Origin of the sequence: Gilliamella sp. BG1, from assembly GCF_046635625.1 — a bacterium.
Taxonomy (GTDB): Bacteria; Pseudomonadota; Gammaproteobacteria; order Enterobacterales; family Orbaceae; genus Gilliamella; species Gilliamella bombi.
In genome coordinates, this window is the sequence record NZ_JBIDFG010000012.1 from 94,973 (window position 1) to 112,538 (window position 17,566).

General features: G+C 36.8%; 17 protein-coding genes, 1 pseudogene and 1 other annotated feature. Of the genes and pseudogenes, 11 read left to right on the forward strand and 7 right to left on the reverse strand.

Annotated elements, in window-relative coordinates; all coding sequences use genetic code 11:
• Positions 1 to 35 precede the first annotated feature (35 nt).
• The 9 genes from ACGH80_RS08175 to hisIE all read left to right on the forward strand — a co-directional run bounded on the left by ACGH80_RS08175 (position 36) and on the right by hisIE (position 7,855).
• A complete protein-coding gene (locus ACGH80_RS08175; protein ID WP_174798287.1) occupies positions 36 to 428 on the forward strand; it encodes an AsnC family transcriptional regulator in 393 nt (130 codons plus the stop codon).
• 197 nt (positions 429 to 625) lie between these two features.
• Positions 626 to 745, forward strand: a sequence feature (His leader region).
• A gap of 39 nt (positions 746 to 784) precedes the next feature.
• Positions 785 to 1,684, forward strand: coding sequence for an ATP phosphoribosyltransferase (gene hisG, locus ACGH80_RS08180; protein ID WP_174798288.1), 900 nt, complete (start codon positions 785 to 787; stop codon positions 1,682 to 1,684).
• A 4-nt stretch (positions 1,685 to 1,688) separates the two neighbouring features.
• Positions 1,689 to 2,990: a histidinol dehydrogenase gene (gene hisD, locus ACGH80_RS08185; protein ID WP_174798289.1), complete on the forward strand. Its 1,302-nt coding sequence runs from the start codon at positions 1,689 to 1,691 to the stop codon at positions 2,988 to 2,990.
• A 9-nt stretch (positions 2,991 to 2,999) separates the two neighbouring features.
• Positions 3,000 to 4,058, forward strand: coding sequence for a histidinol-phosphate transaminase (hisC, locus tag ACGH80_RS08190; RefSeq protein ID WP_174798290.1), 1,059 nt, complete (start codon positions 3,000 to 3,002; stop codon positions 4,056 to 4,058).
• 8 nt (positions 4,059 to 4,066) lie between these two features.
• Positions 4,067 to 5,134, forward strand: coding sequence for a bifunctional histidinol-phosphatase/imidazoleglycerol-phosphate dehydratase HisB (hisB, locus tag ACGH80_RS08195; protein ID WP_174798291.1), 1,068 nt, complete (start codon positions 4,067 to 4,069; stop codon positions 5,132 to 5,134).
• Positions 5,135 to 5,722, forward strand: a complete 588-nt coding sequence (gene hisH, locus ACGH80_RS08200) for an imidazole glycerol phosphate synthase subunit HisH (protein ID WP_065590970.1) — start codon at positions 5,135 to 5,137, stop codon at positions 5,720 to 5,722.
• Between the two features lie 17 nt (positions 5,723 to 5,739).
• A complete protein-coding gene (hisA, locus tag ACGH80_RS08205; protein WP_411630872.1) occupies positions 5,740 to 6,477 on the forward strand; it encodes a 1-(5-phosphoribosyl)-5-[(5-phosphoribosylamino)methylideneamino]imidazole-4-carboxamide isomerase in 738 nt (245 codons plus the stop codon).
• Positions 6,459 to 7,235, forward strand: a complete 777-nt coding sequence (gene hisF, locus ACGH80_RS08210; protein WP_065590971.1) for an imidazole glycerol phosphate synthase subunit HisF — start codon at positions 6,459 to 6,461, stop codon at positions 7,233 to 7,235. Before hisA ends, hisF begins: the two co-directional genes overlap by 19 nt.
• Positions 7,229 to 7,855: a bifunctional phosphoribosyl-AMP cyclohydrolase/phosphoribosyl-ATP diphosphatase HisIE gene (gene hisIE / locus ACGH80_RS08215; protein ID WP_065560083.1), complete on the forward strand. Its 627-nt coding sequence runs from the start codon at positions 7,229 to 7,231 to the stop codon at positions 7,853 to 7,855. The genes hisF and hisIE overlap by 7 nt, the downstream gene beginning before the upstream one ends.
• Before the next feature lie 76 nt (positions 7,856 to 7,931).
• Here hisIE and cysB read toward each other — a convergent pair whose 3' ends face one another.
• The 3 genes from cysB to matP form a co-directional block, all read right to left on the reverse strand.
• Positions 7,932 to 8,903, reverse strand: coding sequence for an HTH-type transcriptional regulator CysB (gene cysB, locus ACGH80_RS08220; RefSeq protein ID WP_411630857.1), 972 nt, complete (start codon positions 8,901 to 8,903; stop codon positions 7,932 to 7,934).
• 168 nt (positions 8,904 to 9,071) lie between these two features.
• Positions 9,072 to 11,681, reverse strand: a complete 2,610-nt coding sequence (topA, locus tag ACGH80_RS08225) for a type I DNA topoisomerase (RefSeq protein ID WP_065609511.1) — start codon at positions 11,679 to 11,681, stop codon at positions 9,072 to 9,074.
• A gap of 29 nt (positions 11,682 to 11,710) precedes the next feature.
• Positions 11,711 to 12,175: a macrodomain Ter protein MatP gene (gene matP, locus ACGH80_RS08230; RefSeq protein WP_085164035.1), complete on the reverse strand. Its 465-nt coding sequence runs from the start codon at positions 12,173 to 12,175 to the stop codon at positions 11,711 to 11,713.
• Positions 12,176 to 12,322: 147 nt separating this feature from the next.
• Here matP and ACGH80_RS08235 point away from each other — a divergent pair, with 147 nt between their 5' ends.
• Positions 12,323 to 14,011 carry an amidohydrolase gene (locus tag ACGH80_RS08235; RefSeq protein ID WP_411630860.1) on the forward strand — a complete coding sequence of 563 codons (1,689 nt, stop codon included), beginning with the start codon at positions 12,323 to 12,325 and terminating at the stop codon, positions 14,009 to 14,011.
• Between the two features lie 25 nt (positions 14,012 to 14,036).
• Here ACGH80_RS08235 and ACGH80_RS08240 read toward each other — a convergent pair whose 3' ends face one another.
• Complete coding sequence (locus tag ACGH80_RS08240) at positions 14,037 to 14,198, reverse strand: hypothetical protein (protein ID WP_411630862.1); 162 nt, start codon at positions 14,196 to 14,198, stop codon at positions 14,037 to 14,039.
• Between the two features lie 345 nt (positions 14,199 to 14,543).
• On the opposite strand from ACGH80_RS08240, the gene ACGH80_RS08245 reads away from it, so the two are divergent.
• On the forward strand, positions 14,544 to 15,920 hold the full coding sequence (locus tag ACGH80_RS08245; RefSeq protein ID WP_411630863.1) for an APC family permease: 1,377 nt from the start codon (positions 14,544 to 14,546) through the stop codon (positions 15,918 to 15,920).
• A 122-nt stretch (positions 15,921 to 16,042) separates the two neighbouring features.
• Here ACGH80_RS08245 and ACGH80_RS08250 read toward each other — a convergent pair whose 3' ends face one another.
• The 3 genes and pseudogenes from ACGH80_RS08250 to ACGH80_RS08260 form a co-directional block, all read right to left on the reverse strand.
• The gene (locus ACGH80_RS08250; RefSeq protein ID WP_034913021.1) at positions 16,043 to 16,306 is read right to left on the reverse strand and encodes an HPr family phosphocarrier protein; all 264 of its coding nucleotides are present in this window, start codon (positions 16,304 to 16,306) and stop codon (positions 16,043 to 16,045) included.
• Between the two features lie 139 nt (positions 16,307 to 16,445).
• A pseudogene (locus ACGH80_RS08255) lies at positions 16,446 to 16,727 on the reverse strand (phosphatidate cytidylyltransferase); the annotation flags it as partial.
• A 17-nt stretch (positions 16,728 to 16,744) separates the two neighbouring features.
• Positions 16,745 to 17,566, reverse strand: an 822-nt coding sequence (locus ACGH80_RS08260) for an IS3 family transposase (RefSeq protein ID WP_411630865.1), incomplete at its 5' end; no start/stop codon positions are given.

Below are 17,566 nucleotides of genomic sequence, written 5' to 3' on the forward strand. Positions count from 1 at the left end.
CTTACCTACTTTCAAAATGAAAAAGATAAACAAGTATGGATAAAAAAGATCGCGCTATTTTAGATGAACTTAAAAAAAATAGTCGTCAATCATGGAAAGAAATTGGCGAAAAAGTATATTTGTCAGGACAGGCTGTTGGACAGCGAGTTCAAGAATTGTATAATAATCATATTATTGAAAAATTTACTATTAAAGAAAAAACAAATCAGCTTCAGTTTATAACGATTTATATGAATTCAAATCAATTCACCTCGTTCGAAAACATGGTCATGTCGTTTAAAGAAATCATCGAATTTTATAAAATCACAGGCGATGGGTGTTATTTTATAAAAAGTGAATTTACAGACCAAAACTTACCACATTTTTTAGACAAACTTGAGCTCTATTGCCGTTATAAAGTTAGTCATCAGTCAAAAGTGATTAAATAACGCTATTTTAAAAATTTACACCTAAACTTGTTGACTATTTTTTGTATAAAGATTTTTTTACATAAAAAACAAAAAAAGTTGCGAGCAAATAAATTCTGTTATATTCTGTTCAGTAGCTTTAATTATCAACTCAGTTAAAGGTTTTTTATTTTTATGAATTGTTTTTGCGTTTTTATTACTAATGCTATTAGTACACATCATCACCATCATTCCTGAATAGTCTTCGGGCAATTGGTGCTGGAAGACTTTGGTCTTCCGGTGATGTCGCAAAAGCAAACAGAAACCCTCGGAAGATCAAACTTCCGAGGGTTTTTTGTTTGTAGTTTATAAATTTTTAGATAACTTTGGAGAAAGATATGTTGGATAATTCGCGTTTACGCATTGCTATGCAAAAGTCAGGTCGATTAAGTGACGAATCAAAAAAGTTACTTGCCCAATGTGGTATTAAAATTAATCTTCAAGAACAGCGTTTGATCGCTTTTGCTGAAAATATGCCCATTGATATCTTGCGTGTTCGTGACGACGATATCCCCGGACTGGTTATTGATGGCGTTGTCGATATTGGGATTGTCGGCGAAAATGTTTTAGAAGAGGAAGTATTAGATAGGCAGGCCGAAGGCGAAGATCCACAATTTAAAAAATTGCGCAGTTTAGATTTTGGTGGCTGTCGGTTGTCGATCGCAGCACCTCGTGATTTTGAGTATACAGGACCAGAATGTTTAAATGATTTGCGTATTGCCACCACTTACCCTCACCTGCTCCGCCGTTATCTTGCTCAATATAATGTTAACTTTAAAACATGTTTGCTTAATGGTTCGGTCGAAGTTGCCCCTCGGGCTGGGCTTGCCGATGTAATTTGTGATTTGGTTTCGAGTGGTGCAACGCTTGAGGCCAATGGACTAAAAGAGATCGAAGTTATCTATAAATCAAAAGCCTGCTTAATTCAACGTCAAGGTGAAATGTCGCCAATAAAACAGGCGTTAATCGATAAAATCATGACACGCATTCAAGGCGTTATTCAAGCTCGTGAATCCAAATATATTATGCTCCACGCCCCTACCGAGGTGTTAGATGATATTGTTGCACTATTACCCGGCGCTGAAAATCCTACCATTTTGCCTTTAACTGGCGAGCAAAATCGGGTTGCACTACATATGGTGAGCAGTGAATCGCTTTTTTGGGAAACGATGGAAAAACTAAAAGCGTTAGGTGCAAGCTCAATTCTTGTATTACCAATTGAAAAAATGATGGAGTAATAATATGAAACTCTCTTATTGGCAACAATGTACAAATGAACAACAAACAGCATTATTAATGCGTCCAGCAATTACAGCCTCTGATTCGATTAGCCAAGCTGTTGCAGATATTTTGGCACAAGTTAAACAAGATGGTGATAAGGCATTAAAAGCACTAAGTAGCAAATTTGATAAAATTCAAATTGAGCAAATAAAGCTTACACAAGAAGAAATAAAAACCGCCGCAAATCGTGTTAATCCTGAATTAAAACAAGCCATGCAATTAGCGGTTACCAACATTGAAAAATTCCACCAAGCACAAGCCTATCAATCCATTATGGTCGAAACAATGCCGGGCGTAAAATGTCAGTTAGTAACGCGCCCTATTGATTCAGTTGGGCTTTATATTCCGGGTGGTTCTGCCCCTTTATTATCTACTGTGTTAATGCTTGCAACACCTGCTAAAATTGCCGGTTGTCGTCAAGTTATTTTATGTTCACCACCGCCCATTGCTGACGAAATTTTATTTGCGGCACAATTATGTGATGTTAGCGAGGTTTATCAATTAGGCGGTGCACAAGCCATTGGCGCAATGGCGCTTGGCACCAAGTCGGTTCCTAAAGTCGATAAGATTTTTGGCCCTGGAAATGCCTACGTTACCGAAGCCAAACGACAAGTCAGTCAGCGACTTGATGGCGCAGCCATTGATATGCCAGCTGGTCCGTCTGAAGTGTTAGTGATTGCAGATAGTTCAGCAAATCCTGCTTTTATTGCTGCTGATCTTTTGTCGCAAGCTGAACATGGTCCTGATTCACAAGTTATTTTGTTAACACCTGATGAAAAAATAGCACAAGCAGTATCGATTGAAGTCGATAAGCAACTTACGCAACTATCGCGCCAAAATATCGCTAAAAAAGCATTACAAGAAAGTCGCCTTATTGTAACTAAAGATTTGGATGAATGTGTTGCTATTAGCAATCGCTATGGTCCAGAACACTTAATTATTCAAACTGCGAATGCGGATGAATTAGTTGAGCAAATTACTAGTGCTGGCTCGATCTTCTTGGGTGATTGGTCACCGGAGTCAGCAGGTGATTATGCATCAGGAACGAATCATGTTTTGCCAACTTATGGCTATACCGCAACCTGCTCTAGCCTTGGTTTGGCAGATTTTCAAAAACGTATGACGGTGCAAAAATTATCACCAGAAGGTTTAAAAGCCATTGGTCATGCGGTTGAGTTGATGGCAGAAGCAGAACAACTCACTGCCCACAAACAGGCGGTTAGCCTTAGGCTTGCGGTATTAAATTCAATAAATCAAAAATAGGTGGCTTAAATGGATATCAATCAATTAGTTCGAAAAAATGTTCAGCAATTAACGCCTTATCAATCTGCTCGCCGTATTGGTGGTCAAGGCGATGTGTGGCTGAATGCTAACGAGTATCCCGTTGCTCCGCATTTTGAGTTGTCCGAGCAAACTTTAAACCGTTATCCAGAACCACAGCCTGAAAAAGTAATTCAGCGTTATGCTCAATATGCAAGCGTGCAAGCCGATCAGTTAATTGTTAGCCGTGGAGCGGATGAGGGTATTGAGCTATTAATGCGTGCATTTTGTGAGCCTGAAAAAGACAGCATTTTGTACTGTCCACCAACTTATGGTATGTACCAAGTAAGTGCTGAGACATTAGGTATTAAAACCAAAACTGTGCCAACCACTTCTGATTGGCAGCTTGATCTTGGGGGTATAAAACAAAATATTGATACTGTAAAACTAATTTATGTCTGTTCACCAAATAATCCGACCGGTAATTTAATCGATTCTGATGATATCAAAGCTTTACTTAATATTGCCAAAGATCGTGCTTTGGTCATTATTGACGAGGCTTATATTGAGTTTTCGCCTGAATCTAGTGTCGTTAGTTGGCTTAATGACTATCCTCACTTGGTGATTTTACGAACATTATCCAAAGCCTTTGCTTTGGCTGGATTACGTTGCGGTTTCACCATTGCTAATAAACCTGTGATCGAAGCCTTACAGAAGGTTATTGCACCATACCCTCTAGCAACCCCTGTTGCTGATATTGCAGCTCAAGCATTGAGTAAAGATGGTGTGAATACCATGAAGCTACATGTGGTAAATTTAAATAATCAAAAGGAAAAATTTGCCAATTTACTTCGACAATTGCCAATTGTCGAAAAAGTTTATCCAAGTTATTCCAACTATTTGTGTGTTAAATTTCAACATGATAAAGATGTATTTAATATTTTATGGCGCCAAGGTATTATTTTACGAGATCAAAGTAGATCTATTGGGCAACAAAATATTATTCGTATTACCATTGGAACCCAAGCCGAGTGCGAAGCAGTCATTTCTGCGCTCAAAACAATTAAATAGGAGCAAAAATGTTACAAAAGTACTTATTTATTGATCGAGATGGCACACTAATTACTGAACCTCCAGTTGATTTTCAGGTTGATCAGTTTGAAAAATTGGCTTTTGAACCTAATGTGATCCCAGCCCTACTCAAGCTACAAACTGCGGGATACCATTTAGTGATGGTCACCAATCAAGATGGGCTCGGGACTAGTAGCTATCCACAGGCTGATTTTGATGGTCCACACAATTTGATGATGCAGATTTTTAAATCGCAAGGTGTTAATTTTAAGGATGTCTTAATTTGCCCACACTTTCCAGAAGATAATTGTGAGTGTCGTAAGCCGAAAATCCAATTAGTTTTGCCATATCTTACTAGTGGTAAATTAGATAAACAAAACAGTTATGTTATTGGTGACAGGGTCACAGATATTCAATTGGCTGAAAACATGCAAATCCAAGGATTACGATATCATCCTGAAAATTTAAATTGGGACGAAATCGCCCAACGATTAACCACTAAAGATCGTTATGCAAAAGTTGTACGCAATACCAAAGAAACTAAAATACTTGTTGAAGTGTGGCTTGATCGCCAAGGTGGCAGTCAAATTAATACTGGAATTGGTTTTTTTGATCATATGCTCGATCAAATTGCGACTCATGGTGGAATTAAACTCAATATCCAAGTTGATGGTGATTTACATATTGATGATCATCATACCATAGAAGATACTGGACTAGCTTTAGGAGAGGCACTAAAAATAGCACTCGGTGATAAACGTGGTATTACCCGTTATGCCTCTGTTATCCCTATGGACGAGTGTTTGGCCAGATGTGCAATAGATATTTCAGGACGCCCTTATCTAAAATTTAAAGCAGAGTTTACTCACCCTAAAGTTGGCGATATGAGCACGCAAATGGTAGAACATTTCTTTTACTCAATAAGTTATGCTATGGCTATTACATTGCATATTGAAACAGAAGGCGATAATGATCATCATAAAGTAGAAAGTTTATTTAAATCTTTTGCTAGAACATTAAAACAAGCCATCAAAATTGAAAGTGACCGATTACCAAGCTCAAAAGGAGTGCTATAAATGAAGATTGTCATCCTCGATACTGGCTGTGCTAATCTATCTTCGGTCAAATATGCCGTGCAACGATTAGGTTATGATCCAATAATTAGCCTTGACCCTGATATCGTGCTCAGCTCAGATAAGTTGTTTTTACCTGGAGTAGGATCCGCAAGTTCAGCAATGGAAAAATTAAAAGAGCGTCATTTAATTGAACTTATCAAAGTCTGTACTCAACCTGTATTAGGGATCTGCCTTGGTATGCAACTTCTAGCCGATTATAGTACCGAAGGACATGTTAACACATTGGGAATTATTCACGAAAAAGTTAGAGAAATTCCTGATTGTGGTTTACCTTTACCACATATGGGGTGGAATCAGGTTTCACCTAAAGCCGGTCATCATCTATTTCGAGATATTCCTGATGATGCTTATTTTTACTTTGTACATGGATACGCGATGCCATTATGCTCAGCAACAATAGCAGAAACCAATTACGGCGAAAGCTTTACCGCAGCCGTACAAAAAGAAAACTTTTACGGCGTGCAATTTCATCCCGAGCGTTCTGGCTTAGCCGGTGCAAAATTGCTAAAAAACTTTTTGGAGATGTAACTATGACAGCTTTTCCAATAATCATTCCTGCACTTGATTTAATCGATGGTTCCGTTGTGCGATTACATCAAGGTGATTATAAACAAAAACGTGATTATGGCAACGATCCACTTTTACGCTTACAGGATTATGAAAAACAAGGTGCTAAACTGTTACATCTTGTTGATTTAACAGGTGTGAAAGATCCCCAAAAACGCCAAATTTTACTAATACAAAATCTGATTAATGGTGTGCAAATACCAGTTCAAGTTGGTGGAGGAATTCGTACTGAAAAAGATATACAATCATTGCTATCTGCCGGCGCTGCTCGCATAGTAATTGGTTCGACAGCTATTAAGCAACCCGAATTGGTCAAACAGTGGTTTTCAAAATATGGTGCAGAAAGGCTAGTATTGGCTCTTGATGTCCGCATTGACAACCAAGGAAATAAATATGTCGCTATTCATGGATGGCAAGAAGATTCCTGTCAGACACTAGAACAAGTGATTGATGATTACCTTCCTTATGGCTTAAGGCATGTATTGTGTACAGATATTTCCAAAGATGGCACACTCAGTGGCTCAAACGTTAAGTTGTATCAGGAAATTAGTCGTAAATACCCACAGATTGCTTTTCAAGCGTCTGGCGGAATTGGTCAATTGAGTGATGTCAAAGCACTGAAAGACAGTGGTGTTAAAGGTGTCATTGTTGGCCGTGCTTTACTTGAAGAAAAATTTACAGTTCAGGAGGCAATTTCATGTTGGCCAAAAGAATAATTCCCTGTTTAGATGTTCGCGATGGACAAGTGGTTAAAGGTGTACAATTTCGTAATCATGAAATTATTGGAGACATAGTCCCCTTAGCAAAAAGATATGCAGAAGAAGGCGCAGATGAGCTCGTTTTTTATGATATCACCGCTTCGTCAGATGGCCGTGTTGTCGATAAAAGTTGGATCGCAAAAGTTGCCGAAGTGATTGATATCCCTTTTTGTGTTGCTGGTGGTATTAAAACGGTTGAAGATGCAGGTCAAATATTAACCTTTGGAGCTGATAAAATTTCGATTAATTCCCCTGCCCTTGCTGATCCTAGTTTAATTACACGGCTTGCAGATCGTTACGGAGTACAGTGCATTGTAGTTGGCATTGATAGCTGGTATGACAAACAGTCAAACAATTATCATGTTTATCAATTTACTGGTGACGAAAAACGTACCGTTGCCACAAAATGGAACACTCTCGACTGGGTACAGGAGGTACAAAAACGTGGTGCAGGTGAAATTGTTCTTAATATGATGAACCAAGACGGTGTTCGTAATGGATATGATATTATTCAACTAAACGCCGTTCGAGAAGTATGCAACGTGCCACTAATTGCTTCAGGCGGTGCTGGTACTATTGAGCATTTTTTACAGGCATTTAATGAAGCACAAGTTGATGGAGCATTAGCTGCCTCAGTTTTTCATAAACAAATTATTAATATTGGTGAACTTAAACAATATTTGGCACAGCATGGAGTAAATATTCGATTATGTTAACGCAAAATTGCAATACCCAATTAGATTTACAACAACTGGATTGGCAAAAAGTGGATAATTTAATGCCGGTCATTATTCAGCATTATGTTTCGGGCGATGTGTTAATGCTTGGCTATATGAATCAAGAAGCGTTAGCACAAACACAAAATAGCGGCAAAGTCACTTTTTATTCACGAACCAAACAGCGCCTTTGGACAAAGGGTGAAACTTCTGGCAATTTTCTTAATGTTGTGAGTATTTCAACGGATTGTGATAATGATACGTTATTGATTTTAGTTGATCCAGTTGGCCCAACTTGCCATACCGGCTCAACAAGTTGTTTTGCTTCGACTAAAACTCAATGGGGATTTTTATTTGAATTAGAACAGATAATTGCAGGGCGTAAAAATGCCGATCCTAAATCATCATATACCGCAAAACTGTATCATGACGGCACTAAACGCATAGCTCAAAAAGTGGGAGAAGAAGGCGTTGAAACAGCCCTTGCAGCAACAGTTCATGACAGCGAGGAACTAAAAAATGAATCTGCCGATTTAATTTATCATTTATTAGTTTTACTCCAAGACCAGAATCTGTCTTTACAAGATGTCATTGGTATTTTAAAAGCAAGACATAAATAGTTATAACCCATCCAAAGTGCGAGTTATGTCGCACTTTGTTTCAATTTTTTATTCTCATAAAAAAAGATAGAATAAATTAGTAAACGGGTAATTTTACCCCGTTAAACATCGTTAATACTTCGGAATTGTTTTCACATAACATAAGTTTGTCTACAGCTTGTCGATTCAAATGAGGTGAAAACTGACTGATAAAATCATACATATAACTGCGTAAATATAATGAGCGAGGAAAAACAATATAGGTCGTGCTGTAAGGAAAAATATGTCCAGCATTAAGTACAACTAAATCGTCATCTGATGTATTGATCACCGCCATTTTTGCTACAATACCAACGCCGACACCTAATTTAACATAAGTTTTAATTAATTCGGCATCCGTTGTGCTAAAAACAATATTAGGTGATTGGTTAGCATGCAAGAAAGCTTGATTTAAATCTGAACCATCATTAGAAAAATCATAGCTAACTAACGGATATTTTGAAAGCTCTTCAATCGAAATTAATTTACTTTTGGCAAGCGGATGATCTTTCATCACAATCACAGCCTGGTTCCAGTGATAACAAGGTAAGGCTATCATATCATCGCTAAGCTGTGAGATATCGGTCACAATCGCAAATTCAGCCAGACCTTCTTGAGTTTGTAAAATACATTGAGGAGAAGATCCTTGCTCCATATGCAATGTAATACTTGGATATTGCTGCATAAACTGTTGAATCACAACTGGCAATGTATAACGAGCTTGAGTATAGGTAGTGGTAATTGTTAATGAGCCTTGATTTGGTTGACTAAACTCTTTGGCGATAATCTTAATATCATTGGACTTATTGAGGATCTCTCGGGCAAGAGCAATGATTTTTTCACCAACCGGTGTGATTTGAGAAAGGTGTTTACCCACTCGAGTAAATATCTGAACGCCGAGCTCGTCTTCTAATAATTTTATTTGTTTGCTTATACCGGGTTGAGAGGTATACAGTTTTTCGGATGTTAGCGATACATTGAGGTCGTTATTTGCGACCTCAACAATATAGCGTAATTGTTGCAATTTCATAACACTCAAACGCTCCTTTAACTGTATGCCTTTCTTCCTTTTTAATAACATTACAAAAGGAAGAATTGCTAAGGTAAGTCATTTCACAGCTTAGCGCAAAAGAATAATTATTTTATACTAAAACGCATACTTTCCTGAAAGTTTTTAACAAAATTCAGACGTGCCTACCTACTTTTTGCTATTGATCCATTTGCCATCTACATATTGCATCACCCAACCTGTCGATTTTCCATTAACTTCAGAAGTAACATATTGTTGTTTATTTTTACGGCTAAAACGAACAATTGATGGATTACCATTAGGATCTTTATTTGGTGCTTCGGTCAAATAAATGAATTTTTCGGGTAAGCGCTCTTTAAAACGTTGTAACTCTTCTATCAAAGGTGCGCGTGTTTCTCTTGATTTTGGAAAATTATGCGCCGCCAAAAAGATACCCGCAGCACCGTCACGTAATACAAAATGTGCATCTGACTTGGTGCATTTTAGTTCTGGTAGATCAACTGGGTCTTCTTTTGGTGGTGCAACATCACCATTTTTTAAGATCTTACGCGTATTTTTACAATCAGGATTAGTACAGCCCATATATAGGCCAAATCGCCCTGATTTTAAATGCATTTCTGAACCACATTTTTCGCATTCAATAATTGGCCCTTCATAACTTTTAACCTTAAAGTTACCTTTTTCGACAATAAAACCATCACAAATCGGGTTATTGCCACAGATATGCAGTTTTCGTTCATTATCAAGTAGATAACTATCCATAGCCGTGTGGCATTTTGGACAGCGTTTACGGGCTCTTAAAGCATCAGTTTCTGCTGTTTCAGCTTCTTCTAGAATATTTAATGTTTCGTGCTCAGGAATTAAGTTAATGGTCTGTTTACAACGCTCCTTAGGTGGCAACGCATAGCCTGAACAAGCTAAAAATACACCGGTACCGGCAGTTTTAATACCCATTTCACGCCCACAATTTGGACATTTAATTTCAGGTGTTAGCACCAATGGATTAAGCTGCATTCCACCTTTATCTGGTGCTTGTTCAGCAACCTCAAGATGCTGACTAAAGTCACTAAAAAACTGATCAAGCACTTCACGCCATTCTTGTTTTTTATGAGCAATCTCATCCAGAGCATGTTCCATACGTGCTGTAAAATCATAACTCATTAGATCATTAAAGTTTTCACTAAGTCTATCGGTAACAATTTCACCAATTTTTTCAGCATAAAACCGACGATTATCTAAACGCACATAACCACGATCTTGAATTGTCGAAATAATGGTTGCATAAGTCGATGGTCGCCCAATTTCTCGCTTTTCAAGCTCTTTAACAAGAGATGCTTCGTTATATCTTGCTGGTGGTTTGGTAAAATGTTGATTTGGATTTAAGTTAATTAAATCAAGCTTATCGTTTATCGATAGTGATGGTAATATTTTATCTTCATTATTTTTGGCTAGCTGTGGCTGCACTTTAGTCCAACCATCAAAACGCAATGTCCGACCTTTGGCTTTTAAAGTAAAATCACCTGAATTAACCGTAATTGTTGTTGAGTTATATTCAGCCGATGTCATTTGGCAAGCTACAAATTGGCGCCAAATTAGTTGGTATAATTTAGCGGCATCAGCTTCAACATCACTAAGATTATCAGCTAAGATAGTAACATCTGATGGGCGAATCGCTTCATGCGCTTCTTGCGAGTTCTTTTTACTACTGTATACATTAGCCGATTTTGGTAGATATTTATCGCCAAAATTTTTACCGATATAATCACGTACCATCGCTAGCGCATCCTGACTTAAATTGGTCGAGTCAGTACGCATATAGGTAATGTAACCTGCTTCATATAATCTTTGAGCCAACATCATGGTTTTTTTAACACCAAAACCAAGACGAGTACTTGCTGCTTGCTGTAAAGTTGAGGTAATAAAAGGTGCTGTTGGATTACTTTTAGTTGGCTTTTGTTCAATATTAGTTACTTGATATTGGTTTTTACTAAGTTCAGCTAGCGCAATATCAATGGCAACTTTATCTTTAGGTTCGAATGCTTCGTTTTTATAATGAGTAACTTGCAAACTTAATGGCTCATTTTTAGCCGTGTTCAAATCAGCAAACAGATCCCAGTATTCTTCAGGAATGAAAGCATGAATTTCGCGTTCACGTTCAACAACAAGGCGTACAGCAACAGATTGTACACGACCAGCTGATAACCCCCTAGCAACCTTTTTCCAAAGTAATGGCGATAGCATAAAGCCAACTACCCGATCCATAAATCGACGTGCTTGCTGGGCGTTAACACGATCCATATCAAGCATCGATGGTTCATTAAAAGCATTTTTGATCGCCGTTTTGGTAATTTCGTTAAAAACAACACGACGATATTTGCTATCTTCACCACCTATCACGTCTTTAAGATGCCATGCAATGGCTTCCCCTTCTCTATCTAAATCGGTTGCAAGATAGATCATGTCAGCATCTTTAGCCAGTTTTTTCAGTTCAGATACTACCCTTTCTTTACCTGGTAGAATTTCGTAATGTGCTTTCCAACCGTTATATGGATCGACGCTCATGCGATCAACCAAGACCTGTCTTTCTGAACGTTTAACTTTTTTATCTGCTTTATCTTTTTTGTCTTTTGTTGATTTTTCAGCTCGTTGGCTACTACCACTCACAGGTAGATCGCGAATATGACCTACACTTGATTTAACCACGAAATCTTTACCAAGATATTTATTGATCGTTTTTGCTTTAGCTGGTGATTCGACAATAACAAGGGATTTTCCCATAATTAAACCTTTCTATTCTGTTGTTTGTATTATTTACTATCAATATTTACATCTAAGAGTGATAGTAAATCATCTTTAATTGTTGATACTTTCGTTGCATATTGTTCTTTCTGCTCTGCATCTTCAATTAATTGAGTAATGGTTTGTGACAACGTGCATCCACGGCGTTTAGCTAAATTAGCCAATCGTTGCCAGACTAAAAATTCCAAATCAATGGATTTTTTCCGAGTATATTGTTGTTCTGCATTAAAATGGCGCTTTCGCCTTGCCCGAATAGTTTGCTTCAAGCGATTATCTAAGTCAGGGTTTAAATGCTTTTTTATCCAATCAACAACACCAGTTGGGTTATGTTCTAACAACAATAACTCATTGACCGCATGTTGCGCAGCACTTTTTTCAATATAGCGTGTAATTAACTCACCTTCTAAGTGTCTCTTAACTAGATAGTTCCATTTCCAACCGCATTCAAGGTTTTCTAGCTGTTGATATTTCATCCGTTCACCTTGTGACGCTGTAACTAAATAGCTATTTGTAGCATAATCTGCTCACACAATAAAGAAAATTATTGCGTTTGACAAATTTTTTATAAATCTGTTATCGTGAGCCTTTCATTTCTATCTTTATTTAAGGAATCCTACATAATGGTTAAAGCTGATGTTATTTATATTAATGGCTATATTTACACCGCAGATAAGCAAGACAGCGTGTGTGAAGCTATCGCAATTGAAAATGGCTATATTATTGCAACAGGCTCCACGCAAGAAATAAATAACAGTCACTATGTTGATAATCATACAATAATTTATGATTTGCAAGGTAAAACAATGATGCCTGGCATTATTGACTCACATTTACACACCTTTTGGGGTGGCATGCAATTATCATCATGTAATTTAAATTACCAAAGTTTAACTATTGATGAGACTTTAGCTATTATCCAAGACTATTTAGATAAAGATAATCCCAATCATAACGCTAATTGGTTGCAAGTCCGTGGTTGGTTACGCCAAGAAGTGTTGCCAATTGGTACAGATATTACTCGTTTTGATCTTGATAAACTCAATACAAAACGCCCTGTTATTTTGTTTTCAAATGATTGCCATACTTTGGTTGCTAACAGTATAGCATTAGAGAAATTTGGTTTAGATAGAAACACTCCAGAACCATCGGATGGTAAAATTGGTCGTACTGATGACGGCGAATTAAATGGTATATTAGAAGATGCCCCAGCCATGCGTGCTTTTGATAGTATTTCTAAACTAACAGATGAACAAGCACTTAATATTGCTAAATTATCGCAAGCAGAATTAAATAAACAAGGCGTTACTGCTGTTATGGATGCTCGAATTACTGAAACTCAAGCCGATGCCTTTTTAAGACTACAGCAACAAGATGGGCTTTCTATCCGCCTGTTCGGCGCTCGGGAATTGCCACCTGATGATGTGTCATCAATTGCCGATATTCCAAATGTCATTGAGAAAGTAAAACAGTTTGCCACTCGTTATGATGATAAAAACTGGCAACCTAAACCAGGCATTAAAATATCACATACTAAGTTATTTGTAGATGGCGTAATGCAAGCACCTTTGATGACGGCACGATTACTTAAACCATATCAGTTAGAAAACGAAAAAGATCGTTACGGTGATCTTTATTATTCCACTGAAATGTTAGATGCATTAATACTTGAATCCGCAAAAGCAGGTTTTCATCCACATATGCATACTGTTGGTGAAGGGGCAATTGAAGTAGTACTTGACGCTATTGAAAAAATGCGAAAAGCCTTACCTGATGCAGATATCCGTCCAAGCACTGCACATAACGAACTAAGCGCAACACACCAGTTTGCTAGATATAAACAATTAAATGCTTGCGTAGTATTTTCTTTCCAGTGGGCTGGTTGTAGTTCAGCAATGGTTGAGCAGTATCAAACTCTATTTGGTCCAGAACGTTATAATGGATTAGAAGCGCACGGGCAATACATTGATGCTGGTGTAAACTGTGCATTTGGTAGCGATTGGCCAATTGATCCTTTAAACGAATGGTATGATTTCCAAATTGCTATGACTCGACAAATTGATGCTGATCATCCACGATTAGACAGCGATCGTAATTTAACTATTACTGAAGTATTGCGTAGTGCTACTATCAATGCTGCATATGTATTAAATCAAGATGAATATATTGGTTCAATTGAAAAAGGTAAATTTGCTGATTTAATTATTTTAGATCGCAACCCATTTACCATACCAACTAATGATATCCAAAACGTTAACGTGTTAACAACTATTGTTGGCGGTAAAACGGTTTATCAAAATGATGTAATTTAAAATTTAAATTTTTTATGTCAAATTACTACACCACAATTATTAGTGGTGTAGCATAAATAATTATCCAAGCTTTAATCAACTTCAATTGCTTTTGCTTTTGCTTTTGCTTTTTCTGTTTCCCCGCTGTCGTTTTTGTGAAATGTAAGATAGCAGCAATAATCAATACTCCGATAAACATATCAATCACATACCATATAGCTCCTGACCATACCTCCTAATTCCACTAAAGATCAATACAATAATCTACACTTATTTTATAAACTGATTTGTTAAATTAGTATTTCTGTTGCTACTCAAATGTAAAAATAGAAATTCAAAGTTTTAACTAACCAGTTTAAATTAAATAGGTCTTAATTAGCAGCTAATATACTTTAAAGTTTATAATTTGCCCGCTTTAATATTTTTTACAAAAAATTAGCTTGCATAATTATTATAATATGGCAGAATTCCCTGCCGCTTTAAGCGGGTAAAAAGGCAAAACTATACTTAGTAGTTTTTTATTGTTTTTTGGGACAGAGGAGCAAAGTAAGTCATGTCCGCAATAAAAATGAAACGAGTTTTAACCACACCTGCATTAATTGCATTTGGTTTAGCTTATATGGTTCCTTTAGGGATCTTTACCACTTATGGGGAAGTAACAGTTAAAAGTAATGGACACTTACCTATAGCCTATATCATCACCCTTGCCATGATTTTTTTCACTGCATTAAGCTATTGTCGTATGGCAAATAAACTACCTATTGCTGGTTCTGCTTATTCTTATGTACAACGTACTTTTGGTGGAAAAGCTGGATTTTTGGTGGGTTGGGCACAAATCCTTGATTACCTATTTTTACCAATATTAAATTATTTGGTTTTAGGTATTTATCTTAACGAAGCATTTCCTAGCGTTCCTGCTTATGTATTTGTACTTGGATCATTGATTGGGGTTAGTCTCTTAAATTATCTGGGTATTAAGTTGATCAATTCGGTAAATTTCACCTTAATTATTGTTCAGATGATTTTTATTGGATTATTTATATTTTTCACTTTTGCTAATACCCATTTAACCCCAGAAGTGATAATAAAACCACTTAAGATCAATGCTGATGATTTTAGCGGATTAATGTCAGGAGCCGCAGTACTTTGCCTTGCTTTTTTAGGCTTTGACGCGATAGCAACGTTGGCAGAAGAATCCAATGATGCAAAAAGATCTCTGCCTAAAGCCATTATTTGGACAGTTCTTATTGCTGGCTGTATCTTTTTGGTTGTCTCTTATTGTGGTCATCTGATTTTTCCTATGTGGAGTAGTTTTGTTGATAACCAAGATACGGCAAGCCTTGATGTGATGCACCACCTTGATAAAATCAATCGTATAGAATTTATTAGACAAATTAGTAACAATTTTATGTACAATTTCTTCCAAGCGGCATATCTAACTGGCGTCTTTGCATCGGCAATGACTGCACAGACTAGCGTATCACGGATTTTTTATGCAATGGGACGTGAAGGCGTGCTACCTAAACAGATCTTTTATAAAATTCACCCACGCTTTAGAACGCCTTATTTATCGATTATCTTTGTCGCTTGTTTTTCATTACTATCATTAGTATTAGATCTTAGTTTGGTTTTCTCAATGATAAGCTTTGGTGCATTAGTGGCGTTTACTTTTGTCAATCTATGTGTGATCAAAAGCTACCTTAGTGGTAATACAAAAACAGCATCAATGCTATTTAAGTATGGACTATTACCTTCAATTGGCGTTTTGCTTTCATTGTGGTTGTGGACAAGTCTTGATGCAACAGCGATGATTGTTGGTTTAGTTTGGTTAGCAATTGGAGTTATTTATTTAATTTATCTAACTAAAGGTTTTACCAAAACGTTGCCATCAATTGATCATAGCGAATTGAATTCAATAATTAAAGATTAACTTAATCTTTTTAAATTAGGTCTACTTAAAAGTATCTAGTTACGCCTTTCAAAAAACAACTCCGTCGACCTAAGTCGACGGAATCAAATAAAAAAATAATTATTAGCTAGCTAATGTTGTAATTATTCACCAAAACCTGTAGCAAATAATTCACGGATTTCGTCCATTGCTGCTTGTTCATCTTCACCATCACAGATGATTTCTACAGTTGAACCACCTTTAACCCCAGCACCAAGTAAACCCATCATACTTTTTAATTTAATTGCTTTATCATTATAAACAAGCTCAATTGATGATTTATAACGACCAGCTAATTTAACTAGTGTTGTTACAGGGCGAGCATGCAAGCCCGTTGAATTTTTTACTACCATTTGCTCTTTTAACATAATAAAGTCCTTATTTATATTTTAAAGTTAAAACTATAACTGTATTTATATCATAAATTAAACGATTTTGCTCTTTTTTTGCATGTGAATTTGTATAATTTAGATAAACTAGTTTGCTTATCTAAAGTTAATATTAAAGTTAGACCCAAAAATAACGTACAAGATGAAAAAAGATCGGTGCGGCAAAACAAACAGAATCTAAACGATCGAGCACACCACCATGACCACTAATTAAATTTCCCCAATCTTTTATACCTCTATCTCGTTTGATGGCAGACATAACCAAACCACCCAAAAAAACTAATAATGTAAGCATGAGTGAAATAAAACCTGCTTGGATAAAACTAAAAGGTGTGATCCAAAATAAGCACGCACCAATTAAACTTGCTGATAAGGTTCCTCCAATAAATCCTTCAACCGTTGATCCTCGCCAAAATATTAGACAGTGCCCGCCTCTATCATTTTTTCGTTTTGGTAATATTGTTGTTCATATTGTTCAGGTGATACCCAGCCATTGGCTGAATGACGGCGTATCCGATTATAATAGATTTCAATATATTCAAATAGTGCTTTATTAGCCTGCTTCCTCGTTTTATAGTAACAGTCATGAATAATATGGGTTTTGAGTGTATGGAAAAAACTTTCAACAATCGCATTATCAAAGCAGTTTCCTCTTCGACTCATGCTTTGCCTTAGCCCATATTGTAACAATAATTGCTTGAAATCAGCACTGCAATATTGGCTTCCTTGGTCACTATGAATGAGTACATTTTTAGGAAAGTAACGCCGAAATAAGACTTGTTTTAATGTATTACACACTAAATGGCGGTCTATGTAGCGTCTGGTTTGCCTTGCAATCACTTTTCGTCCATATAAATCGATAATCACCGACAAATATAACCAACCTTCCCCTGTTTTAATATAAGTAATATCGGTTACCCATGTTTTATTAGGCTTATCAGGGTTAAATTGCCTATCTAACGTGTTGGGCGCAATATTGCGATGAGCCATATCTGTTTTATACTTGAATTTACGTGCTGCTTTACTATGCAATCTTAAACTAAGTAATCCCCATTGTTGCAAAACACGGCAAGCTGTCCTTTCTGAAACTTGATAGTCCGCTTCTCTTGCATCATGAAGCAGGCTTGGCGCACCCAAACGAGCTTTATGTTGCCAATACTGTTTTTGGATATACTCGCTGAGTTTAGCTGATTTGTTTGCTCTTTTTAACCAAGCATAATAACCCGATGAACTGACACC